Here is a 22324-nt window from a genome sequence, read left to right on the forward strand (position 1 = left end):
TTTCCGGACTGAGTGGAGGTCGCGCCTTGTTCTCCACTCATGCTGGGCGAGTGCGCCGGCTCGCAGCAGTGAGCCGGCGCATCAACCGCCCATGACATTTGTCAGGAATCCGACGGCGGCCCCGTTTCCGTCAGCTTGCCCTCGGCCAGCGTGAGCCAGCGGCCGATGCCCAGCTCGGAGAGGAAGCGGTCGTCGTGGCCCACGACCACGAACGCGCCCTGGTACGCGTTGAGCGCGCCCGTGAGCTGCTCCACGCTCGCGAGGTCGAGGTTGTTCGTGGGCTCGTCGAGCAGGAGCAGCTGCGGCGCCGGCTCCGCGCACAGCACGCACACCAGCGTCGCCCGCAGCCGTTCGCCACCCGAGAGCACCCGGACCGGCAGGTGCGCCCGCGGCCCGCGGAACAGGAAGCGCGCGAGCAGGTTCATCAGATCGGCCTCGGGCAGCTGCGGCGCGGCCGCGCGCAGGTTCTCCGCCACGGTGCGGTCGTCGTCGAGCAGGTCGAGGCGCTGCGAGAGATACGCGACGCGGCCGTCGGCCCTGGTCAGCAGCCCACTGTCGGGTTCGAGCAGGCCGGCGACGAGCCGCATCAATGTCGACTTGCCGACTCCGTTGGCGCCGATCAACGCGATCCGCTCCGGCCCGCGGATCGCCAGCGTCGCGCCTTCGCCGGCGAACAGCTCCCGCACGCGCAGGCGCTCGCCGTGGAACACCGTGCGCCCGGCGGGCACGGCGGTGTCGGGCAGCTCCAGCACGATCGTGTCGTCCTCGCGCGCGGCGCGGTCGGCCTCGTCGAGCCTGGCCTTGGCGACGCCGAGGCGCTGCGAGTGCATGTCGTTGGCCTTGCCGGCCGACGACTCCGCGCGGCGCTTGATGTTGCCGAGCGCGATACGCGGGATGTCGGAGCCGGTACGGGCGCCGGTGGACGCCCGCCGAGCCGCGCGTTCGCGGGCCTGCTGCAGCTCGCGTTTCTCGCGCTTGACCTCCTGCTCGGCCGAGCGCACGTTCTTCTCCGCGACCTCGCGCGCGGCCTTCTTCGCGGCCTCGTACTCGGTGAAGCTGCCGCCGAACAGCCGCAGCGAACCGTGGTCCAGCTCCGCGACCCGGTCCATGCGGTCGAGCAGGTCACGGTCGTGGCTGACCAGCAGCAGCGTGCCCTTCCAGTCACCGAGCACGGTATGCAGCCGGCGGCGGGAGTCGCGATCCAGGTTGTTGGTGGGCTCGTCGAGCAGCAGCACGTCGGGCTGTTTGAGCAGCTGCGCGGCCAGGCCGAGCGACACGATCTGGCCACCGCTGAGGGTGTCGAGGCGGCGGTCGAGCGCGATGTCGCCGAGCCCGAGCCGGTCGAGCTCCGCGCGGGCGCGTTCTTCGATGTCCCAGTCGCTGCCGACTTTCGCGAAGTGCTCTTCGCTCGCGTCACCACCTTCGATGGCCGCGAGCGCGCGCACGATCGGCGCGATCTCCAGGACCTCGGCCACGGTCGGTTCTCCGGCGAGCGGCAGCGTCTGCGGCAGGTAGCCGAGCACGCCGTCGGTGGTCACCGACCCGGCGAGCGGGTGGAGCTCGCCGGCAATGAGCTTGAGCAGGGTGCTCTTGCCGGCGCCGTTGGGCGCGACGAGGCCGGTGCGACCCGGCCCGAGCGTGAAAGACAGGTCTTCGAAGACGGGGGTGCCGTCGGTCCAGGAAAAGGACAGGCCGGAACAGACGACGGAGGTCTTGGACATGGCAGGACTCTCAGGGTGGAGCGGGCGTGCGTGAGCCGCCCGGAGAACGACAGGGCAGGGTTTCAGGAAACGACAAGATGCGGTGTCGCTGCGGTGGTAAAAGCACCGAGCGCACCGCTGTCGTCGCCGGATTCACCCGGAGATGTCGTCCTCAGCCACCATGGTGGTGGTCAACTCCCTGGTCCCTCGCGTTCACAAGCACCACGACCTTATCAGCCGCGCGGTCGACGCGCCGCTGAAACCCCGCTCGCCGGTGCCGTCACCCGTCCGTCGTGAATGGACGGACGGGTGACGAATGCCGAGGTCAGGAGGTCTTCGGCCGGTGGCCGGGCTCCTGGTGGGGGAAGCTCTGCTGCGTGGTCGGGATGGGCGGCAGGGTGAACTGGCTGACCTCGTACTGCGCGAGGTTGTACTGGCCCGTGGTGTCGGGCAGCGTCGGCGCGTGCTTGGTGGCGTCGTGGAAGCGGAACGCCGAGGTGAGGTCGCCCACGGTGTGGCGGCGCCAGTCGGTGATGTTGGTTTCGCGCACGCCGGTCACGTGTTCCAGCAGCCGCAGCTGCGACGTGTGGTCGGACAGCTCCGAACACACCCAGCCACCCACGGTCCACGGCGACACGATGATGCACGGCACGCGGAAGCCGAGGCCGGTGGGCAGGCCGGCGCCGTCGACGCCGGTCACCGACTTCTTGAACACGAACTCACCCGGGGTGCCGGGCTTCGGGGTGGGCGGCACGACGTGGTCGAACAGGCCGTCGTTCTCGTCGTAGGACAGGATGAACGCCGTCTTGGCCCACACGTCGGGGTTGGCCGCGATGGCGTCGATCTTGCCGGCGACGAAGGTCGCGCCCGCCGCGGGCAGGCCGGCCGGGTGCTCGTCGAAGCCCGAGGGCGGCAGGATCCAGCTCACGGTGGGCAGCTGGTCGTGGGCCGCGTCGTACTCGAACTGGCCGAGCGGCTGCGGGTTCATGCCCTTCTCGAACAGGTCGTCGCCCGGCTTCGCGTTGAAGTACTGGGCGATGTGGGCGAGCGAGGCGAGCCCGGTCGTCCCGCCCGGCGAGTGGTAGATCTTCCAGCTCACGCCGGCCTCGGTGAGGCGCTCGGGGTAGGTCTTGAACGAGTACTGGCCGTTGGGCGCGCTCGTGGTCAGCGACGGGCCACCGAAGTCGCCCGCGGCGTCGATCGTGCCCGCCATCCACATGTGGCGGTTCGGGCCTGTGGGGCCGAGCACCGAGCAGTGGTAGGAGTCGAGGATCGTGAACGCGTCGGCCAGCGCGTACTGGAACGGGATGTCCTCACGGGTGAAGTAACCCATGGTGTACTGACCGTTGGTCTCGCCGTCGGCGGCGCGGTGAGCAGGCAGCCACTGGTCGTTCTTGCCGCCGTTCCAGGCCGCGTGCTGCACGGCCCACTCGTGGCTCGTCGACGGGATCGCCTGCGCGGCGGTCGACTTCGTGTCCAGGTGGTAGGGCAGCAGGTAACCCTTGGGGTTCTTCGCGTCCTTCTGGTAGAAGACCGAACTGCCGTCCGACTGGCGGGCGGCGTGAGGGTCGCCGAAGCCGCGGACGCCGGACAGCGTGCCGTAGTAGTGGTCGAAGCTGCGGTTCTCCTGCATCAGCATGACGACGTGCTTGAGGTCGGAGATCCGGCCGTTCTTCGGCGCGGGCGAAGCGATCGCCTTGCGGACGTTCGCCGGCAGCGCCATCGCGGCGGCGGCGAGACCGCCCGCGGCGGCCGCGGAACCCAGGAGGCGTCGGCGCGTGAAACCGTTGCCCTGGTCGGTGTTCTCGGTCATCGAGGTCCTTTCGGGGTGGGAGCCACGGGGAACACTCGTCTGCCGCGGTGAGCCATTCGCCCAGGAGTTGATGAGCAGCGGCTGAACTTCGGCCGAACTCGCCGTGGCGCAGTGACGTGCGCAACTCGATTTCCGGACTAATCGGTGGAATCAGACGTAGGATGCGTCCACTATGGAGTGTCATTTTTTCCGTCAGCGGAACGGCCGGTGGTTGCTAGGGTGCCGGTGTGAATCGCACGATCGCGGTGAACTACCCCGCGCCGATCCCGGTGGGCCACGTCGTCGAGGTGACCGAGTTCGCCGACACCCGCCCGGAGAAGAAGCGCCGCGGGTTCGACGTGAGCGAGGCCTTCCGGCACCCGATGCTGTTCGACCGCACCACCGGGATCCGGTACATGAACCACGTCCACGCGTCCACGGGCGGCAACGGCGGGAACACGTTCACCCCCGTGCTCTACCCGGTGGTCCCCCGATCGGACCTCGCCGTGTCGGCTGTCTGGCTGGGCACCGTGGTGGCGTGCGCGCTCGTGATGAACGAGGGGCTGAGCGGGCAGCACACGACGTTGGTGCTGGCGCCGGCCTGACGGCTCGGCTTGCCGTGCTGAGCGGCACCGGCCGACGGCTGGCGTCGCGCTCTCGGGAGACCGAGCGCGCGGTCTCTGCCGCGGCGGCGCGCACGGCGCCGGCCACCAGCCAGCTGGCGACCGGCACCACGACGCCGATCGCGCCCGCCACGGCGTCGGCGGCGGCGAATCAATTCGGTTCGTGAGTGCGCCGCGGTGGTTGCCTGGTCGCTCACCCGAAGCGGCCGGTCACCGCGCGGATCCTGCGGGTTGGGCCACTCGGTTGGGCCCTCCGGCCACGCGAAGCAGGGCCCGCAAAGCCGAGTGCGCCCGGGGCGGTGATCACCCGGGCGCATTCGCCGTTGCGCTGGTCTGCGCGAGGATCCCTTGTGGAGGGTCAGGGCATGGCCGCGGCCTGGCGCGGGCCCATGGCCGCGCCGGCGATGACCAGGGCGGCGCCGACCAGGAGGAGGATCGGGCCGAGGCCCAGGGAGGGGAAGTTGCCCCAGTAGAGGGTCGCGATGCCAGCGGCGTGGAGGATCAGCATGACGGCCGCGCGGCCGCTGAAGACCGTGCGGTACCACCAAAAGCCAGAGCGGGTGAGTTCGCGGCTGCGGATGCCCGACAGCAGGAACGCCGAGCGCTTGGCCCTGAGGGCGCCGAGAGTCCAGGGCAGCACCGAACCGGCCGTCGCGGCGGTGATGATGAAGGCGAGGAACTGCACGTAGGTCGCCGCGAAGCCGGAGGAGGCCGCGTTGTCGCTGGCCGCCTTGACGAGGTCGAGGAAGGACATCGTCACCGACTGGGTGCCGTTGGTGAAGGTGATCCACGAAACGCCGAAAAGGGCCACGAGCTCCAGCACCACACCGAACACCGCCGGGATCGCGCCGAGGCCGGGCAGGGTCAGCGGGCCGCCTGCTGGGCCCGGCTGCGACGGGAAGCCCTGCGGCGGCTGGGAGAACTGCTGCTGCGGGGCGCCCCTCTGCTGCGGCTGTCCGTACTGCGGGAGGGGTTGCTGGTAACCGGGCTGCGGGTACCCGGTCTCACCGGCCTGTTGGGGGTACCCGGCCTGGCCCGGCTGACCCTGTTGCGGATAGCCCGACGGAGCCGGTTGCCCTTGCTGTTGCGGATATCCGGGCTGACCCGGCTGCCCTTGCGGCTGCGCGTAACCCGGTTGTCCCGCCGGATGCGGGTATCCCGGTTGGGCCTGCTGCTGCGGGTAACCCGGCTGCAGCTGACCGGCCTGGCCGAAACCTTGCTGCGCCTGGCCGCCCTCGGGAAACCCCGGCTGCGGCTCCCCCTGCTCGGCAAAACCCGGCTGACCCGGCGCGGGATACCCCGGCTGCTGCGGATACCCCGCCGGATACCCCGGCTGACCTTGCAGATGACCCTGCGGTTGCTGACCCCCTGGGTGACTCATGATCCAGGATCGTAGCCGCACCCAGGGGATTCCACCGAGCGCTCAGGACAGTGGCTTGTCGAGCACCGCCTTGAGGTTGCTGAACGTGTCGATGGAGTACTTCCCGTGGTAGCGCCCCATGCCGCTCTCGCCGACGCCGCCGAACGGGAGTTCGGGCGCGACGAGGTGCAGCACCGGCATGCCGAACGTCACCGCGCCCGAGGAGGTTTCGGTGAGGATGCGCTGTTTGACCTCTTCGGACCCTGTGAACGCGTACAGCGCCAACGGTTTGTCGCGGCCCGTGATGAAGGAGATGGCGTCGTCCAACGACGAGACGGGCAGCACCGGCAGGATCGGCCCGAAGATCTCCTCGCCCATCACGGGCGCGTCCGGCGCGACCTCGGCGAGCACGGTCGGCGCGATGAACTTGGCGTCGCGGTCGGTCCGGCCGCCGGTGACCACGCGGCCACTGGCCAGAAGGTGAGACAGGCGATCGAAGTGCCGGGTGTTCACGATGCGCCCGTAGTCGGGGCTCGAAGCCGGGTCGTCGCCGAACTTCGCCTGCAGCGCCTCGGTCAGCAGCGGTTCGAGGCGGGCCGCTGTGTCGCCGATGGCGAGCACGTAGTCGGGCGCGACGCACGTCTGGCCGGCGTTCATGAACTTCGTGTCCACGATCCGCTGCGCGACCACCTGAAGATCGACGTCCGTGTCCACGATCACCGGGCTCTTCCCGCCCAGCTCCAGCGCCACGGGCGTGAGGTGCTTCGCCGCGGCCGTCATCACGATCCGCCCGACGACACCGTTGCCCGTGTAGAAGATGTGGTCGAAGTGCTGCTCCAGCAGCTCCGTCGTCTCCGGAATGGCGCCCTCCACCACGGCCACCGCCTCGGGGTCGAGGTACGCCGGCACGTGGCGCGCGATGGCGGCCGACACCGTCGGCGAAAGCTCGCTCGGCTTCACGACGGCGGCGTTGCCCGCGGCCAGCACCCCTACCAACGGTGCCAGCGCGAGGTGCAGCGGGTAGTTCCACGGCCCGATGATCAGCGCGACACCCAGCGGCTCGCGCACCACGCGGCCCTCAGCGGGCAGCAAGCGTTCCGGCAAGCCCGCGGGCTGTGGCGCGAGCCACTCGTCGAGGTGCTCCAGCGTGTCGTCGACCTCGTTGACGATGAACATCAGCTCGGTGCGGCGTGCCTCGGTGGCGTTCTTCGCGAGGTCGGTGTGCAGGGCGGCGAGGAAATCGTCCTCCTGCTCCAGCAGCATGCGCTTCAGCGCGCCGAGCTGCTCGCGCCGCCACGACAGCGGCTTGGTGCGACCGGCGGCGAAAGACTTGCGCAGGCGGGAAACCACGTCCGGGATCATGATCACGACCCTAACCGCGGCAGCCACTCGGCGCGTCCGGACCCGCGCGGCACGAGGATCGTCGAGAACTCACCCGGCGTCTCCGACATGCGCACCTGGTCGGTCACGCCCTGGTAGAGCCCCAGCGGCGTCTCGGCCGTGAACGTCTCCGGGTCGATGTACGCGTGCTGTTCACCGGTGCCCGCGACCGTGCGCGCGTACTCCTTGTCGAACACACCCAGGCTGATGATCCACAACGCGATGCGCGTCAGCGAGATGTGCACGCGGTAGCTGCCGCCTTCGGTCGCCCGGCGCATCAACGCCGCGCAGATCCCGGTCGTGGCGAGCCACGGCACGAGGTAGTCGTTGACCACGCCGATGTGCGGCAGCACGGGCTGGTCCGGCGAGCCCTCCAGCGTCATCATCCCGGCGACGCACCCCGCCGTCTGGTCGAAGCCCACGCGCTGCGCCCACGGTCCACGTTCGCCGTGCAGCGACACGGTGGTGTGGATGATCCCGGGTCGCAGCTGCGCGGCACGCTGGGCGGACAGCCCGAGCCCGGCGACGAGACCCGGCCGGCGGTTGGCGTAGAACACATCCGCGCCCCGCATGAGCTCGTGGACCTTCGCCAGCGCGGTCTTGTCGCGCAGGTAGTCCACTGTGGCCGATCGGACGCCGACGTTCGCCGTCGAGTACGTCACCGGGTTTTCCCACTCGGTCGGGCGCCAGAGGTTCAGCGCGTCGGCTCCGTGCTGCGCCAGCGCGCGCCCGATGGCGGCGCCGGCGATCACGTGTCCCATCCCGAGCGCGCGAACGCCGTCGAGCGGCTGGCGAGCACCTTCGGGCAGCGGCTCCGGATCGGAATCGCCGATCTTCTCGATCTCGATGAGCGGCAGACCGGCCAGCACGTCGCGGTATTGGCGTGTCTCGAGGAACTCTTCCGTGCTGCGCACCATCGGCATCACAAGCCCCGCGTCGGCGCCGGCCTCCTCCAGGTCGAGCGCGCTCCAGCGGGCGACGGCGTTGGCCACGGCGGTCTCGTCGTCGTAGGTGCGAAGAAGCTTGAGCGCGGCGGACTTCAGCTTGGGGTAGATGTTGAGCGGCATCACCCAGCGGCCGTCGCCGGCCCGGTAGAACTTGAGCGTGAACGGGCTGCCCGGGTCGGCCGTGTTGGCGGGCGGCAGGCCGTTGATCAACTCCCACTTCTTGTCGTAGAACGGGCACAGCCGGTGCGGCGCCGTGCGCACGTCCATGCTGATGTCCTGCCCCGGCCCACCGCGGTGGCGCCACAACGCGGCCAGCGCCACGGACTTGGCGACGAGCCCGATCGCCGGCGCCGCGCCCAGCCGCACCGCGCTCGGCACGATCGGGTCCGCGCCGAGGAACTCGACACTGCCCCCACAGTCCTTTTCGGACAGTCCGGCGTCGGCGAGCACTTCGGCCAGCGCGGCGTGGATGTCGAACCGGTCGTCCGCTTCGGAGCGAATGGGGTTGGCGAGCGCTTCGCGGATCCGGTCGGTGACGGTCATCGCTGCTCCTGTCCCGGCGTGGTCCCCAGCGCCCTCATCACGGCGATCTGCTTCTCGTCCCGAGCGTGAGCCAGCTCGTCGATCGTGCCGCCGAAGTCCTCCGACTGCGCGCTCAGCAGCGCGACGGTCGGTTCGTCGAGGTCCGGCGTACCCAGCTGGCCCCAGCGTTTCCGCAGGCCCGGACCCAGGTGTTCGAGGAAGTGCGGCAGCCCGCCGGCCCCGCCGCCGAGGTGGAAGCTCAGGAACGGCCCGCTCACCGCCCACCGCTGCCCGAGCGAGGAGGTGACCACTTCGTCGAGTTGCTGCTCGGTCACCACACCCTCGGCGACGAGGTGCACGCACTCGCGGAAGATCGCGGCCTGCAGCCGGTTCGCGACGAACCCTGGCACCTCCTTCGCCAGCACGATCGGCTTCTTGCCCAGGCTTTTGTAGAACGCGACGGCACGCGCCACGTTCTCCGCCGAGGTCTTCTCCCCCGCCACGACCTCGACCAGCGGAATCAGGTGCGGCGGGTTGAACGGGTGCCCCACCACAAGCCGTTCCGGCTGCTTCATGGCCGTGGCGATGTCGGTGGCGGGAATGCCCGACGTGGACGTGAGCAGCAACGCGTGCGCTGGAGCGTGGGCCTCGATGGTGCCGAAGATCCGGTGCTTCAGGTCGAGCCGTTCGGGGCCGTTCTCCTGCACCACGTCCGCCTCGGCGACGGCCGTCGCGAGGTCCGGCTCGAAGCTCACCGCCAAGTCACGAGCGGGCAAGCCGAGCTCCCGCAACGCCGGCTCCAGCTCCGCCAGCCCGGCGCGCACGGTGTCCTCGATGCCCGGCGCCGGGTCGCTGACCGTCACGTCCAGGCCGCGCGAGGCCATCAGTCCGGCCCACGACACACCGATGACCCCGCCGCCGACGATGGTCGCCTTCATGGTTTCCCCTCAAGCCAGGTAGTCGTGCACGACCGCCAGCCGGCCGAGCGTGAGATCGGTCAGAAGGTGGCTGGCCGACACGATCTCCAGCACCGGCAGGTCGGCCAGCGGCGCGAGCGCGTGGGCCACGAGGTGCAGCCGCGCCGGGCCGGTCCACGCGCCCTTGATCGTCACGTCGCTGATCCGGCTGCGCGCGAGCTCGCAGATGCGCGGCCGGCCGTCGTAGCCGGGCACGATCTTGAGCATGAACGTGGGTGCGGTCAGCTCCGCGCGTGCCTGGGCTTCGTCGAGTGTGCGGTGCTTGTACCCCATCGTGGCGAGCGCGACCTGGATCGAGCCGTAGGCGAGCGAACCGACGAGGGTGTCGGAATCCGTGTACAGCCTGGGTTTGCCGAGTTTCTTCGGGTACGCGGCGACCTCGCGGCCGCTCGCGATGGCGGGCAGGCTGTCCACGTACATGCCGAGGGTGAACTCACCGGCCTCGTCGCCGTGGCGCACCATCGCGACCTGGCCGGACTCCGTGTAGTCGCCGAGGCCGGTCACGTCGGGCATGCGCATCACCTCGAACCGCACCAGCGGCTCGTCGACGACCAGCGGCTCCGGCACCAGCGCCCGTAGCGCCACCGGATCCGTCCGGTAGGTGATGTTCAGGTATTCGCGGTCGGTGAACCGGTAGGGCCCGCGCGGAAAAGCCGGCGCGGCCAGGGGCGTGGTCAGCTGGGCGAGGACCTCGTCCTCACGCATGAGCGACTTCCCGCAAGATCACGAACCGCAATCTACCTGCGACTTTTCGCTGCCGCATCTCGGTGACGGGCATGATGGGCGCCATGACCGCGCCCGCTTTCGACTACGACGCCGAGCTGTGCCGTTACCAGCCTTGGCTGCGCGCAGCCGTGGCCGTGGGCCCGGAGGACACAGTCCTCGACATCGGGTGCGGCGCCGGCACGACGACGTGCGAAGCAGCGCGGCTGGCGATCCGGGGAAGCGCCCTGGGCATCGACGTCTCGGCGGCTCGGCTGGAGATTGCGCGCCGGCTCGCCGGGGATGTCGCCAATGTGCGGTTCGAACAGGCCGACGCGCAGGTGCACGAGTTCCCGCCCACCGAGTTCACCCTGGCGTTCAGCCGCTTCGGGACGATGTTCTTCGCCGATCCGGTCGCCGCGTTCACCAATCTCCGACGCGCGCTGCGGCCGGGCGCGCGGCTGGTGCAGCTCGTGTGGCAGCGCGGCGATCAGCAGGAGTGGCTGTCCGAAATCAGCCGGGCCGTCGGGAATCCCCCCGTGCCCGACGACAGCCCGTTCTCGCTCGGCGACCCCGCCGTGGTCAGCGAAGTGCTGACCACGGCGGGGTTCACTGATCTGAGCCTCACCGACGTCGCCGAACCCCTGTGGTACGGCCCGGATCCCGGCACCGCCGTCGCCGCGGTGAAGCCGTTGCGCCTGGTCGGCGACGTGCTCGCTCAGCTCGACGACGCCGAGACCGAGCGTGCGCTCGACCGGCTGCGCGAGGTCATGGCCACCCACCAAAGCGCCGACGGCGTGTGGCTCGGCTCCCGCGCGTGGCTCGTCACGGCGTGCCGAGGTGCCGGCTGAAGAAGCGGACGGCGCTGGCCGCCTCGAACCGTGGGAGCTGCTTGTGCTTTCCCGCGTTGGCGTGCAACGTCTTCTCCGGTGAGGCGAAGGCGTCGAACAGCGCGAGCGCGTCTTCCCGCGGGATGTGCTCGTCGTCCCACTGCACGGCGAACTCGATCGGGATGGTGATCCGCTTCGCCAGGTCGACCAACGTCGACGGCCAGAACTGGCCCAGCGCCGCGGCCTTGATGCGGGGTTCGACCGCGATCAGCGGAACACCGATCGCCGTGCCCATGTTGATGCCCCAGTAGCCGACGGGGCCGGGCACCTCGTCCTGCAACGCGTCGAGCGCCGCCTGCCATTCGGGCACGGCACGCGCTGCGAGGGCACCGTTGTAGCGCTCGACGATCGGGCCCACGGGCTTGCCCGTCGCCATCGCCTCCTGCATCAGGTCGACCTCGCGGTCGTCCTCCGCCGAGCGGGGCCGGTCGCCGTGCCCGGGCGCGTCGAGCACGGCGACGGAGAACCCGGCGGCGATGAGCAGCCCGCCCCGACCGGTCATGGCCGGGTGCTTCTTGTGGTTACCACCGCCGTGCCCGAGGAGCACGAGTGGGCCGGGGCCCGCCGTGGGGGTCCAGAGAACGCCGGGGACATCGCCGACGATGAACTCGCGTTCGACGAGACCGTCCGCCGAGGTTTCGGAAGTGAAGTACATGGCATGCCGCCTTTCGGAAGTGCTCTCGGCGCTCCCGGCGACATCTACCGCCCGACCACGAAACTGAGGGGGAGCACCCACATCGATCCACTGAACATGGGTCCCACCTCCTCGAGCCGAATCGCGGTCGGGAGCAAGCTACCGGCCCCGGCGTCCGCTGGGCAAATCGTTTTCGCGCTACAGGCCGGCGAGCCCGTCCGGCGTGCCGACGCCCGTGGGCGCGTCGTACCCGGCGGCGGCGACGCACAGGTAGTCACCGCCGCACTTGGCCCCGCCCGAGACCTGGTCGTCGGAACCGTCGGTGACATCGAAAAAGTGCCCCGCACCGGTGTACAGGGTGGCGGCCGTCGTGGTGCCCGCGTGCCCGGCCCGCGCGATCAGACCGGCGATAAACGGTGCGGAGCCACTCGTGCCGTTCGCCGTCGCCCAGCCACCCGCATCGGTGAAGTAGATCGACAACTGCTCGGCGACCGCCGAGACATCGGCAACTGTCCGATTGCGGCAGTGCGGATCCCGCTGCCACGCCGGTTTCGCGACGTACGCCGAGCAGCCGCTGCCTCCGGAGAGCCACGCCGACTCCGCGAAGGCGCGGTCGGACGGGTCACGGCTCAGCGTCGTGCCACCGACGGCCACCGCGTCCGGCAGCACCGCCGGACAGCCGGCGGCGGTGAACCCGTCGTCACCCGAGGACACGACGGTGGTCACGCCGGAGTGCTGGTAGCTGCTCGCGAAGGAAAGCGAGTACCCGTTCTCCCGCCCGCCGTAGCTGTTGGTCACGATCTTCGCACCCAGCCGCACGGCGGTATCCTCCGTGGCAGCCAGATCCGGCAATAGCGGACTGTCACCCTCCACCACGAGGATCCGGCACGACGGGCACGCCGCCGAAACCACCGACACGTCCAGTGTGGACTCCAGATTCCAGCCGAAGCTCGAGCCGGGCAACGGAGCCGCGTCGCCGCGCTGGTTCACCTTGCGGAAGCAGCCGGTGTCCGAAGTGCACGGTGGCAGCCCGAGCGGTCGCGCCACCCGCCGTGCCGGTGGCGGCGGTGAGCGCCGCCCCCACGATCACCGCGGCGGTGAAGACTTTGCTCCGCAGTCGCTCGATGTCACCTTCGCTCACGTGCAGACGTCCGCTGGGGAACGGCCGTGGCCTTGCGCGTCACCGCCGCCGACGCCGGTGGCAGCACCGTCGCCGAGACGATCACCGCCTACCGCGCGGACTTCTGAGGGGAGTGTCCACTGTGTTCACCTACGTGAAGGAGCCGGCGGAGGTTCCACCGCCGTTCCGAATTGCTCCGTTCGGCCCAACGCTCAGGTCACGGCGTAGTCCGACGCGCGGAAGTGCCGGGTCCGTCGCCAGAACTCCACGGTGCCGGCCGGCCACAGCACGGTGTTGCGGCCGGACTTCGGGTCCTGGTACCAGCTGCGGCACCCGCCGGTCTGCCAGACGGTGGCGGCCATCCGCGAGTCGAGCCAGTCGTTGAACGCGTCCTGAACCTCGGCTCGCACCTCGAACGCCTTGGCGCGGCGCAGCCGGCGCAGCGCGGCGACCACATAGGACGCTTGCGCCTCGATCATGAACACCTGGGAGTTGTGGCCCAGCCCGGTGTTCGGTCCGACCATGAGGAACAGGTTGGGGAACCCGGCGACGGTCGTGCCGAGGTAGGCCTCGTTGCCCTTGCTCCAGGCGTCGGCGAGCGTGCGGCCGTCGCGGCCCTCGACCTCGAACCGGATGGTCTGCTGCGTGTCGAACCCGGTGCCGTAGATGATCACGTCGGCGGGCACCGCCACCCCGTCGGCGGCGACCACTGCGCCCGGCCGCACGGACGCGACGCCGCCGGAGCGGACGTCGACGTGCGGCTTCGTCAGCGCCGGGTACCACGTGCTGGAGATGAGCAGGCGTTTGCAGCCGATGGTGTAGTCGGGTGTGAGCCGCGCACGTAGATCCTCGTCGGGCACCTGCTTGCGCAGCAGCCGCTTCGCAAGACTGGCGGTCTGCTCCATCGCGGCCGGGTCGGCGACGAACCCGACCGCGCGGCGTTCGTGGATCCAGTACAGCCGGTCGCGCACGTACCAGCGGAACGGCGGGAACCAGCGCGCCCAGAACTTGTGCCGGGCGTCGAACGCGCGGTCGGCCTTCGGCACGATCCAGGGCGGCGTCCGCTGGAATACCGTCAGCGCGGCGACCTGGTCGACGATCGCCGGCACGAACTGGATCGCGCTCGCCCCCGTGCCGATCACCGCCACGCGCTTGCCCTTCAGGTCCACATCGTGGCGCCACTGCGCGGAGTGGAACACCTCGCCGCGGAACGACTCCACACCAGGAAGTTCCGGGAAAGACGGGTGGTGCAGCGGACCGACGGCCGACACCACGAACCGCGCGCGGTAGGTCTCCCCCGTCGCCGTGGTCACGTCCCAGCGCCCGGCGTCCTCGTCCCACGCGGCACGCGTGACGCGTTGCCCGAAGCACAGCCGATCGAGCAGCCCGCGCCGGCGCGCGACGTCGTGCAGGTACTCCAGGATCTCCGGCTGACCGGCGAACAACCGGCTCCAGTCGGATTTCTGCGCGAACGAGTACGAGTACAGCGGCGAAGGGATGTCGCAGCCACAGCCCGGATAGGTGTTGTCGCGCCAGGTGCCACCGAGGTCGTCGGCTGCTTCGAGGACGCGGAAGGAGCGGAACCCGGCCTTGTCCAGCCGCGCCGCGATGCCGAGGCCGCTGAAGCCCGCGCCGATCACGACGACATCGACGTGGTCAGCCGGCATCCGAGAGCTCCCGCTTGAGGACCTTGCCCGACGGGTTGCGCGGCAACTCCGTCACGAACCGCCACTCCACAGGCACCTTGAAGTCGGCCAGCAGCTTCACCGCGTGCTCGCGCAGGCTTTCCTCGCTCGGCGTGCGCCCGGGCCGCGGCACGACCACCGCCCGCACCCGCTCGTCGAAGATCGGGTCGGGCACGCCGACCACGGCGACCTCGGCCACGTCGGGATGCTGCGCGAGCGCGCTCTCCACCTCGAGGCTGTAGATGTTCTCGCCGCCGCGGATGATCATGTCCTTGAGCCGGTCGAGCACGCGGATGAACCCTTCGCCGTCGATCGAGCCGACGTCACCCGTGTGCAGCCAACCGTCCACAAAGGTCGACGCGGTGGCCTCCGGGTTGCCCCAGTACCCCGCGGCCACCACGGGTCCGCGCACGCACAGCTCGCCGACCGTGTCGCGCAGGTCGCGCGGCGGCTCGCCGGGCAGGGCGATCGCGACCTCCACGCCCTCGACCACTGGGCCGACGCTCCACGCGTGGCTCAGGTACTCCGCGCCGGCGGTGAACGTGACGATCGACGTGCCTTCCGTGAGGCCCCAGACGTTGCCCAGCACCAGATCCGGCAGCTGCTCCTTCACCTGCGCGGGGAACGACTCCGGCACCGGCGAGCCGCCCATCACGAACAGCCGCAGCGACGACAGGTCCGCGCCCGCGTCTTCAGCCTTCAACAGGATCAGCCGCAGCATGGCGGCGACACCCGCGAAGAACGTGATGCGCTCCGACGCCATGAGCGCCACCGTCGTCTCCGCCTTGAACGCAGGCGTGAACACGCAGCACGCGCCGTTGGCGAGGAAGCCGATGAACTGCGACACGATCGCGGTGGCGTGGAACATCGGCGCGGCCACGAGCGTGCGTTCGCCGGGACCGGCGCCGAGGCGTTCGCGCACGGTGCCGGCGTTGAACATCAGGTTGGCGTGCGTCTGCATCGCGCCTTTGGGGCGGCCGGTGGTGCCGGACGTGTAGAGCAGGTGCGCGACGTCGCCGGGCTCACTCCGCTGACCCGGCTGCGCGGCCGGGTCGGCGGTTTCGCCGGTGTCGGCCGTGAGCACGGCCGCGTCGACAGCGCCGGGCAGGTCGCGGTCGGTGATCACGAGCTTCGCGCCGGAATCGGTGAGGACGTGCTCGATCTCGGGCTGGGCGAAGCGCGTGTTCACGAGCACGCCGATGGCGCCGGCGAGCTGCACGCCGAAGTAGCTCACGGCGTACTGCCAGCCGTTGGGCAGCAGGATCGCGACGCGGTCGCCGGGCTCCACGCCGAGCTCGCGCAGCCGCGTGGCGACGACGGCGGAGCGGCGCACCATGTCGGCGTGCGAGATGCGGGTCTCGCCGTCGACGAGGGCTTCGCCCGGGCCGTGTCTTCCGGCGACGTCGAGCAGCATGGCGGGCAAGGTTCTGGCGGGCACGGGGATCTCCTGGGTGCTCAGCGGTACTGGATGCTCAGCGGTGACGGGGTCTCAGCGGTAGAAGCCGCCGCGGGTGAGCCCGGAGCCGCCGTCGAGGCGCAGCGCCTGACCAGTGGTGTAGCCCGCGGCCGGGGACAGTAGGTAGAGGACCGAGCCGACGACTTCACCCAGCGTCGCGACGCGGCCCATCGGCACGCCGGCGAGCAGCCGCTCACGGGCCGATTCGGGCATCGCGAGCACCTTGGGCGTCGCGAAGAGACCAGGCTCGACGGCGTTCACGCGCACGCCGTCGCCGCCCCACTCCGCGGCGAGCGAGCGCGTCAGGCCGAGCACGCCGGCCTTGGCCGCCGCGTACGCCGCTTGGCCGGGCAGGCCGTCTTCCGCCGCGACGGACGAGAGGAACACGATCGAGCCGGCAGATTCCTTCAACGCCGGGTAGGCCGCGCGGGCGAGCACGAACTGCGCGACGAGGTTGGCGTCCACATCGGACCGGAACGCGTCGAGCGGGAACCTGCTCGCGCGATGGACGGTGTCGACGATCCCGGCGGCGCCGATCACGGCGTCGAGGCCGCCGAGCCGTTCGACCGCTTCGGCGACGGCCTGCGCGGCGGCGGTTTCGTCGGTGAGGTCGGCGATGAGGTGCTCGGGTTCGGCGGCAACGCGGTCGATACCGACCACGCGGGCGTCGACCTGCGTCAACGCGGCGACGAGCGCCCGGCCGAGACCGCCGGCGGCGCCGGTGACCACCACGCGGCTGCCCGGCCGCGGCAGGGGCGACCAGTCGTGTTCGGTCATGAGATCCTTGTCCCGTGTCGATCGATTGATCGACACCCAGGCTAATCAGGTGGAGTTCGCCTCGTCAACGTGTCGATCGTACGATCGGCACGTTCGTACCCCCACCTCTTCACCGGAAGGAGGGCCTTGGCCAGGAAGAAGTCACTCGACGAGGGGCCCGATCTCCGGGTCCTGATCCTCGAACGCGCGAGTGAGCTGTTTCACGAGCGCGGCTACAGCGCCACGTCGATCCGCGACCTGGCCGACGCGGTGGGCATCTCGTCCTCGACGATGTACCACCACTTCACGAACAAACAGGCGGTGCTGCACGCGATCGTCTCGCGGTTCATGACCGACTTCGTGGACGCGACCGTGCCCGTGCTGCGCGACGAGTCCCTTTCGCCCGGCGAACGCGTGCGGCGGGTCGTGCGCCTGCACCTCGAGCTGAGCGACGACCGGCGCCCGGAGTTGCTGGTCGGCAACCCCATCCGGTACGCGCTCGACCCCGCCCAGCAGGCCGAGGGGATCAAGCTGCAGACCGCGTACCACGACGCTTTCCGCGATGTCCTCACCGAGGGCGTCGCCGCCGGCGAGTTCCGGATCGACGACGTCACCGTGACCACGATGGCCGTGCTCGACATGCTCAACGGCGTGCGCGAGTGGTTCGCCCCTGCCGGCCGCCTGACGCGCGACGCGATCGTGGCGCAATACACCGCACTTGTCGAGCGGCTGATCGGACGATGAACACAGCCCCGGCCGAGGTGGCCGAGGCTGTGTTTTCAGGGTTTCAGCGATGAGTCACTTGGTGGTCGCGTTCGCGGCACTCACGATGATGTCGGTGACCTTGTCGGGGCGCGAGACCAGCACGGCGTGCGAGGCACTCGGCACGACGACGGTGTGGGCGTGGGCGCGCTCGGCCATCCACTTCTGCGCGGCCGGCGGGATGTTCTTGTCACCGGTCGGGATCAAGTCCCACACCGGGATGTTCTTCCACGCGGGCGCACCCGACGCCTCGCTCAGCGCGGACGCGGCGACCGGGCGCTGGCCGGCGGCCATCTGGCGGGCCTGCGACAGCGGGACGTCGGCGGCGAACTGCTTCGGGAAGAGGTCCTGCTTCACGTAGAGGTCGGTCTCCCCGCCGGGGAGGGTGACCTGCTGCAGCGTGTCGCCGAGCGTGCTGCCCGGGAACTTGTTGGTCAGATCGAGCGCGGACTCGCCCTGGTCCGGGATGAAGCCCGCGATGTAGACGAGCGCCTGCACCTTGGGGTCATTCAGCGCGGCGCTGGTGATCACCGAGCCGCCGTAGGAGTGTCCGACCAGCACGACCGGTCCGTCGACGCTGTCGACCAACGCCTTGATGTAGGCACCGTCGGACGCGACCCCGCGCAGCGGGTTGGCGGCGGCGACCACCTTGTAGCCGCGCTGCTCGAGCCGCGTGACCTCGCCGTTCCAGCTCGACGTGTCGGCGAACGCACCGTGCACGAGCACGATCGTCGGCTTCGCCTTCGCCGGCGCGTGGTGGTCGGCCTGCTGCGGCGCCGCCGACGACGGCACCGCCACGAACACGGCGGCCGCGGCCAACGCGGCGGTCGCGGCGGCGATCCGGGCCAGGCGAGTACGTGTGCGCATTTCTTGCTCCTCGGGAAGTTCGGGCTTCGCTTGCCCTGAATACTACAACTTAATTGCACGCAATCAAGTTGTGCGCAGTGCGTGAAAGATCATCGTAAGATCCGGAATACCGAAGCCGCCGGCTGACGACGGGGGCTCCGCACGGATCCGGACGGGTAAGACGAGCCCGACACGGGGGCTGATCGTGGGACTATCCGGACAACTCGGCTAAAGTTGCCGCTCCGTCGGGGTCACAGGTTCGTCCAGCCACAGGGTTCGTCATGACCATCACATCCACGTCCGAAGCAGCCGGCGGCGTCGAAACCGCCAGACCGCGCCGCCGCGCCCTGGTGCTCACCGGCGTCGGCCTGCTCGTGCTGTTCCTCGCCGGCGCCTGGTCGGCGTGGTTCTTCACCATCGACGACGCGTTCATCAGCTTCCGCTACGCCGCCAACCTCGCCGCGGGCCACGGCCCGGTGTGGAACGTGACCGGACCGCGCGTGGAGGGCTTCACCGACTTCTCCTGGGTGCTGTGGTCGGGGCTCGGCTCGTGGCTGGGGCTCGCGCTGCCGCTGTTCACGAAGATGACGTCGCTGGTCTTCGGGGTGCTCACGCTGCTGATGCTGGTGACGACCGGCCACCTCCGGGGCGGACTCGCCGGCGCTCTCGTGTCGGGCGGCGCGTACGTGGTCTTCCTGCCGACGTACTTCCACATCACGAGCGGCCTCGAAACGGCCGTGTTCGCGGCCGTGCTCCTGCGCGCGGCGGTGCTGGGCCTGCGCGCGCTCGACGGTGAGCGCGTGCACCCGTGGGAACCGCCGTTGCTGCTGCTCGTGCTCGGCACGCTGCGGCCGGACGGCGTGCTGGCCGCGCTGCCGACGGTGGCCGTCTGGCTGTGGACGACGCGGCGCAGCCGGGCGACGTGGTGGTGGACGGCAGGCGCTGCCGTGGTCGGCGCCGGGTATTTCGGGTGGCGCTGGCAGTACTACGGGCAATTCCTGCCGAACACCTTTTACGTCAAGTTCGGCGACCTCGCGTCCGGCCGGAAGTGGACGGAGCACACCTTCTGGCTCCTGCTCCCCCTGCTCGTGCTGACGTTGTCGCTGCTGCTGCGCCGCGCCACCCGCGCAGCCGGCGGACTACTGGTGGCCACCGTCGTGCTGACGTACGTGACCTACGCAGTGTCCGGGCCGACCATGGACTACCTCGACCGCTTCGCGGACCACGGCGTACCCGTGCTGTGCCTGGGCGCGGGTCTCGGTGCGGCCGCGCTGGGCGGGCGGTGGCTGACGGCACTGACCGGGGTCGTCGCCGTCGGCTGGTCGGCCGTGGCCGGCGCGACGGCACCCGACCTGGGCACGATCGCGAACTACGGGCCCGACCTGCAGCGCGCGCACGTGGCGATCGGCAAGGGACTCGGCGCGGCCGACGTGCCGGAGCGCCAGCGCACGCTGGCCGTCGGCGACGCCGGCGCCATCCCGTACTACAGCGGCTGGCAGGCGATCGACTACATCGGCCTCAACGACGCGCAGATCTCCCGCGGAGCCGATCCGACCGAGGTCATCCTGAAGGCGCGCCCGACCGTCTTGATCATCACGTCGGGCGCGCCGCAGATTCCCGAATCCCGTTACGGGGTGCGCAACCGCGAGGTCACCGCCGGGTACCAGGAAGTCGCCGCCGTGCGGATGCGCGCCGACTACTTCCAGACCGTGTGGGTGCTGCCGGAGTGGGCAGACACGGTGCGCGACCACGTGAACGCCGCCGTCGCCGAGGCCGCGCCGTCGAACGACCCCGGGCGGTACGAGCTCACCGTCGACCGGTGGCTCGACCGGCTCCGGAGCCAGCTGCCCGGCTGAGTCCACAAAGGACTTACCCGAGCCGCGCCTCGAACCCGGAAGTCGCCGACGCGGCCGGCACCAGCGCGTGCCGCACCGCCAGCGCCGCGGCCTCCAGCCGCGAGTGGACCCCGAGCTTCACCAGCACCCCCTGCACGTGGCTGCGCACCGTCGCCGTGGACACGCCGAGGCGGCGCGCCATCGTCTGCGTCGTGTCGCCGTCGATGAGCATCGCGAGGCACTGGCGTTCGCGGCTGGTGAGGAAGCGTTCGCGCAGGTCGACCTCGCGCGAGCGGTCCGCGGTGGGCGCCGAGGTGCGCACCGGGACGTCGACGAGGGTTTCGCCGGCGATCACGCGGTCGATGGCGTTGATGAGGTGCTCCACGCCGCACGTCTTGTGCACGTAGCCGGCCGCGCCGGAGCGCAGGGCGTCGGCGACCGCGCCGTTGCCGGGGCTGGCCGTGAGCATGATGACCTTGGTGCCCGGGCTCGCCGCGAGCGTCGCCGCGACGCCGTCTTCCACAGGGCCGGCCCCGAAGTTGCGGTCGAGCAGGCAGACGTCCGGACGCGTCTCGCGCACGGTGTCCACCACTTCCGCGAGCGTGAGGGCGGTGCCCACCACCCGCATCCCGTGCCGTTCCAGCAGCCCGGCCAGTGCTTCGAGAAAAACCTTGTGGTCGTCACCCAGGACGATGCTCGTCATTCGTGCTCCCCTTCACTCAGGTGGCTGGGGAAGACGATCCGCACGCACGTGCCCTCCGGTTCACCCGGACCGACCAGGGCCTGCGCACCCGACGCCTCGGCGAGGTGCGCGACCGTGACCAGGCCGAGCGACGCCGTACCCGGCGGGATGCGCCCGAACCCGGGCCCGTCGTCCGTGATCGACACGGTGACCGGCGAGTTCGCCGTGAGTTCCACGCGTACATGACCGTCGGGCCCCGCGGCGCGTACCGCGTTGCCCAGCACGTTGGCCAGGATTCGCCACAGCACCGTGCCGTCCCCGCGGACGGCAGCGGCCGCTCCGTCCTCGAGTACCACCGAAGGCTCACTGACCCGATCGGCCAGCTTCACCAGCTGCGTCAGCAACGGCCGCAGCGGCACGATCTCCTCGTGCGTCTCGGCTGCCAGCGCGTGGGAGACCAGCGTGCGCAACTGCGAGACCTGCTCACCGATCAGCTCCACGCCGGCCACGTCTTTCAGTTCCGACTCGACCAGGTAGGTCAACGTCGTGATCTCGTGGCCGAGATCGTGCAGCACTCCCCACAGAGCTTGAACGGTCCGATCCTCGCTGCGGCGCCCGGTGGCCGCCCGGCGTTCCGGCACGGTTTCCATGGCTTTTTCCCTCGCCTTTACCTTTTCCCCGACCGAAGGGAGTCGTCCGCGATCTTGGGGACGTTACTGGCGCATAACCCAGGCGTCGGTGAATAGGCGGGAATCAGCTCTCGTGCGTGACACCGCTCGTGGTGACGATGATCTTCCAGGGTCCCCGTGGCACTGCTGCGTCGTCGACGAACTGCCAGTCGATCCGATCGTTCTCCCCGTCGAGCTCGGCGAATCCGAGGCATCCGTTCAACGCAGGTGAGACGTCCATTCCGGCCCCGTTGAAACGATCATTCGCCGGCCGGGCATCGTCGGTGCCGAACACGTACTTCGCGTCGTCGTACCGGCCCGGGCCCGCGTCCTGGATCTGTCCGTAACAGACCTTGCCCGCGTGGCGGATGCGTACCCAGCGATTTTTCAAGAGGCTGAAGCCTGGATCGGAAACCCGTGCGGAATAGCGTTCGTCAGATGCCCACGGAACCACTGCGGCGCGTTGGCGATTTGCCACCTCGTCTCCCACATCGTCGTAAGGGAGGTCGAGATAGAACGGATTCTCCCGCGGTGTCATGCGCGTGGGAAAGAATCCGTTGGCCGCCGTGCGCGGTTCGGTCTCGCACTTCCCGCGCGTGACCACTCCGTCGCAGCCGCCGAAGTGGTCGAGCCACCGGTCGTCGTAGGCGGACTCCACTTGGCTGCCGTCCTCTGCGTTCGGGTCGAAGATCTCGCCGACCCAGAACGTGGTCGCCACGATGTTCGTGTGCCAGGGGTAGGCCGAGGGGGCCGAAGGCGGGACGACCGGTGCGGCCGAGGGCGGGTTCGCCGGCGCGCCCGCCCCAGGGGAGTGGACGGGCGCGCCGGTGCAGGACGCGGTGGTCAGTACGGCCGCCAGACCCCACACCGCGTGCCTGATCCGGGTCGCGGGGGGGGGGGGCCGGGGGCCCCCGGGCCCGGGCCGGCCGGCCGGGGCGCCCCGGCACCCCCCGGCGACGCAGCCCGCCGGCGCGGCCCGCCCCCCGC

General features: G+C 70.3%; 20 protein-coding genes. 4 read left to right on the forward strand and 16 right to left on the reverse strand.

Annotated elements, in window-relative coordinates:
• Positions 1-101: 101 nt before the first annotated feature.
• Both AB0M56_RS24790 and AB0M56_RS24795 read right to left on the reverse strand, forming a co-directional pair.
• Positions 102-1721, reverse strand: a complete 1620-nt coding sequence (locus tag AB0M56_RS24790; protein ID WP_364179977.1) for an ABC-F family ATP-binding cassette domain-containing protein — start codon at positions 1719-1721, stop codon at positions 102-104.
• A 304-nt stretch (positions 1722-2025) separates the two neighbouring features.
• Positions 2026-3513 carry an alkaline phosphatase family protein gene (locus AB0M56_RS24795; protein ID WP_364179979.1) on the reverse strand — a complete coding sequence of 496 codons (1488 nt, stop codon included), beginning with the start codon at positions 3511-3513 and terminating at the stop codon, positions 2026-2028.
• 227 nt (positions 3514-3740) lie between these two features.
• On the opposite strand from AB0M56_RS24795, the gene AB0M56_RS24800 reads away from it, so the two are divergent.
• Positions 3741-4097, forward strand: coding sequence for a hypothetical protein (locus tag AB0M56_RS24800; RefSeq protein WP_364179981.1), 357 nt, complete (start codon positions 3741-3743; stop codon positions 4095-4097).
• A gap of 376 nt (positions 4098-4473) precedes the next feature.
• On the opposite strand, the gene AB0M56_RS24805 is transcribed toward AB0M56_RS24800, so the two are convergent.
• The 5 genes from AB0M56_RS24805 to AB0M56_RS24825 are packed head-to-tail and all read right to left on the reverse strand — an operon-like array spanning position 4474 to position 10006.
• The gene (locus AB0M56_RS24805) at positions 4474-5496 is read right to left on the reverse strand and encodes a hypothetical protein (RefSeq protein WP_364179982.1); all 1023 of its coding nucleotides are present in this window, start codon (positions 5494-5496) and stop codon (positions 4474-4476) included.
• Positions 5497-5538: 42 nt separating this feature from the next.
• Positions 5539-6837, reverse strand: a complete 1299-nt coding sequence (locus AB0M56_RS24810; protein ID WP_364179984.1) for an aldehyde dehydrogenase family protein — start codon at positions 6835-6837, stop codon at positions 5539-5541.
• A 2-nt stretch (positions 6838-6839) separates the two neighbouring features.
• Complete coding sequence (locus tag AB0M56_RS24815) at positions 6840-8345, reverse strand: CoA transferase (protein WP_364179986.1); 1506 nt, start codon at positions 8343-8345, stop codon at positions 6840-6842.
• Entirely contained in the window at positions 8342-9262 is a 921-nt protein-coding gene (locus AB0M56_RS24820) for a 3-hydroxyacyl-CoA dehydrogenase NAD-binding domain-containing protein (protein WP_364179988.1), read from the reverse strand. The genes AB0M56_RS24815 and AB0M56_RS24820 overlap by 4 nt, the downstream gene beginning before the upstream one ends.
• A 9-nt stretch (positions 9263-9271) precedes the next feature.
• Positions 9272-10006: an acetoacetate decarboxylase gene (locus AB0M56_RS24825; RefSeq protein WP_364179990.1), complete on the reverse strand. Its 735-nt coding sequence runs from the start codon at positions 10004-10006 to the stop codon at positions 9272-9274.
• 83 nt (positions 10007-10089) lie between these two features.
• Between AB0M56_RS24825 and AB0M56_RS24830 the strand changes: the two genes are divergently transcribed.
• Positions 10090-10854: a methyltransferase domain-containing protein gene (locus tag AB0M56_RS24830; protein ID WP_364179992.1), complete on the forward strand. Its 765-nt coding sequence runs from the start codon at positions 10090-10092 to the stop codon at positions 10852-10854.
• Here AB0M56_RS24830 and AB0M56_RS24835 read toward each other — a convergent pair.
• The 5 genes from AB0M56_RS24835 to AB0M56_RS24855 all read right to left on the reverse strand — a co-directional run bounded on the left by AB0M56_RS24835 (position 10829) and on the right by AB0M56_RS24855 (position 16565).
• The gene (locus AB0M56_RS24835; protein ID WP_364179994.1) at positions 10829-11548 is read right to left on the reverse strand and encodes an alpha/beta hydrolase; all 720 of its coding nucleotides are present in this window, start codon (positions 11546-11548) and stop codon (positions 10829-10831) included. The genes AB0M56_RS24830 and AB0M56_RS24835 overlap by 26 nt on opposite strands.
• 177 nt (positions 11549-11725) lie before the next feature.
• On the reverse strand, positions 11726-12574 hold the full coding sequence (locus AB0M56_RS24840) for a S8 family serine peptidase (RefSeq protein ID WP_364179996.1): 849 nt from the start codon (positions 12572-12574) through the stop codon (positions 11726-11728).
• Between the two features lie 285 nt (positions 12575-12859).
• The gene (locus tag AB0M56_RS24845; protein ID WP_364179998.1) at positions 12860-14314 is read right to left on the reverse strand and encodes an NAD(P)/FAD-dependent oxidoreductase; all 1455 of its coding nucleotides are present in this window, start codon (positions 14312-14314) and stop codon (positions 12860-12862) included.
• The gene (locus AB0M56_RS24850) at positions 14304-15770 is read right to left on the reverse strand and encodes an AMP-binding protein (RefSeq protein ID WP_364180000.1); all 1467 of its coding nucleotides are present in this window, start codon (positions 15768-15770) and stop codon (positions 14304-14306) included. Before AB0M56_RS24850 ends, AB0M56_RS24845 begins: the two co-directional genes overlap by 11 nt.
• A gap of 51 nt (positions 15771-15821) precedes the next feature.
• Positions 15822-16565 (reverse strand): SDR family oxidoreductase, encoded by a 744-nt coding sequence (locus AB0M56_RS24855; protein WP_364180002.1) that lies wholly within the window; start codon positions 16563-16565, stop codon positions 15822-15824.
• Positions 16566-16691: 126 nt separating this feature from the next.
• Here AB0M56_RS24855 and AB0M56_RS24860 point away from each other — a divergent pair, with 126 nt between their 5' ends.
• Positions 16692-17288, forward strand: coding sequence for a TetR/AcrR family transcriptional regulator (locus AB0M56_RS24860; RefSeq protein WP_364180004.1), 597 nt, complete (start codon positions 16692-16694; stop codon positions 17286-17288).
• 54 nt (positions 17289-17342) lie between these two features.
• Here the strand turns inward: AB0M56_RS24860 and AB0M56_RS24865 are convergent, their stop codons facing one another.
• Positions 17343-18173 carry an alpha/beta hydrolase gene (locus AB0M56_RS24865; protein WP_364180006.1) on the reverse strand — a complete coding sequence of 277 codons (831 nt, stop codon included), beginning with the start codon at positions 18171-18173 and terminating at the stop codon, positions 17343-17345.
• A 260-nt stretch (positions 18174-18433) separates the two neighbouring features.
• Between AB0M56_RS24865 and AB0M56_RS24870 the strand changes: the two genes are divergently transcribed.
• Positions 18434-20008, forward strand: coding sequence for a hypothetical protein (locus AB0M56_RS24870; RefSeq protein WP_364180008.1), 1575 nt, complete (start codon positions 18434-18436; stop codon positions 20006-20008).
• 13 nt (positions 20009-20021) lie between these two features.
• Here AB0M56_RS24870 and AB0M56_RS24875 read toward each other — a convergent pair whose 3' ends face one another.
• From AB0M56_RS24875 to AB0M56_RS24885, 3 genes are all read right to left on the reverse strand, one after another.
• Entirely contained in the window at positions 20022-20690 is a 669-nt protein-coding gene (locus AB0M56_RS24875) for a response regulator transcription factor (protein WP_364180009.1), read from the reverse strand.
• Positions 20687-21319, reverse strand: coding sequence for a HAMP domain-containing sensor histidine kinase (locus tag AB0M56_RS24880; RefSeq protein WP_364180011.1), 633 nt, complete (start codon positions 21317-21319; stop codon positions 20687-20689). The genes AB0M56_RS24875 and AB0M56_RS24880 overlap by 4 nt, the downstream gene beginning before the upstream one ends.
• A gap of 103 nt (positions 21320-21422) precedes the next feature.
• Positions 21423-22055, reverse strand: coding sequence for a hypothetical protein (locus AB0M56_RS24885; protein WP_364180013.1), 633 nt, complete (start codon positions 22053-22055; stop codon positions 21423-21425).
• Between the last annotated feature and the right edge of the window lie 269 nt (positions 22056-22324).

It is taken from the genome of Amycolatopsis sp. NPDC051372, from assembly GCF_040682095.1.
Lineage (GTDB): Bacteria > Actinomycetota > Actinomycetes > Mycobacteriales > Pseudonocardiaceae > Amycolatopsis.

Excerpts from the sequence above, each read along its gene's own strand:
- AB0M56_RS24790 (WP_364179977.1), bottom strand. The coding sequence starts at position 1,721 with ATGTCCAAGACCTCCGTCGTCTGTTCCGGCCTGTCCTTTTCCTGGACC.
- AB0M56_RS24795 (WP_364179979.1), bottom strand. The coding sequence starts at position 3,513 with ATGACCGAGAACACCGACCAGGGCAACGGTTTCACGCGCCGACGCCTC.
- AB0M56_RS24805 (WP_364179982.1), bottom strand. The coding sequence starts at position 5,496 with ATGAGTCACCCAGGGGGTCAGCAACCGCAGGGTCATCTGCAAGGTCAG.
- AB0M56_RS24810 (WP_364179984.1), bottom strand. The coding sequence starts at position 6,837 with ATGATCCCGGACGTGGTTTCCCGCCTGCGCAAGTCTTTCGCCGCCGGT.
- AB0M56_RS24815 (WP_364179986.1), bottom strand. The coding sequence starts at position 8,345 with ATGACCGTCACCGACCGGATCCGCGAAGCGCTCGCCAACCCCATTCGC.
- AB0M56_RS24820 (WP_364179988.1), bottom strand. The coding sequence starts at position 9,262 with ATGAAGGCGACCATCGTCGGCGGCGGGGTCATCGGTGTGTCGTGGGCC.
- AB0M56_RS24825 (WP_364179990.1), bottom strand. The coding sequence starts at position 10,006 with ATGCGTGAGGACGAGGTCCTCGCCCAGCTGACCACGCCCCTGGCCGCG.
- AB0M56_RS24830 (WP_364179992.1), top strand. The coding sequence starts at position 10,090 with ATGACCGCGCCCGCTTTCGACTACGACGCCGAGCTGTGCCGTTACCAG.
- AB0M56_RS24835 (WP_364179994.1), bottom strand. The coding sequence starts at position 11,548 with ATGTACTTCACTTCCGAAACCTCGGCGGACGGTCTCGTCGAACGCGAG.
- AB0M56_RS24845 (WP_364179998.1), bottom strand. The coding sequence starts at position 14,314 with ATGCCGGCTGACCACGTCGATGTCGTCGTGATCGGCGCGGGCTTCAGC.
- AB0M56_RS24855 (WP_364180002.1), bottom strand. The coding sequence starts at position 16,565 with ATGACCGAACACGACTGGTCGCCCCTGCCGCGGCCGGGCAGCCGCGTG.
- AB0M56_RS24865 (WP_364180006.1), bottom strand. The coding sequence starts at position 18,173 with ATGCGCACACGTACTCGCCTGGCCCGGATCGCCGCCGCGACCGCCGCG.
- AB0M56_RS24870 (WP_364180008.1), top strand. The coding sequence starts at position 18,434 with ATGACCATCACATCCACGTCCGAAGCAGCCGGCGGCGTCGAAACCGCC.
- AB0M56_RS24875 (WP_364180009.1), bottom strand. The coding sequence starts at position 20,690 with ATGACGAGCATCGTCCTGGGTGACGACCACAAGGTTTTTCTCGAAGCA.
- AB0M56_RS24880 (WP_364180011.1), bottom strand. The coding sequence starts at position 21,319 with ATGGAAACCGTGCCGGAACGCCGGGCGGCCACCGGGCGCCGCAGCGAG.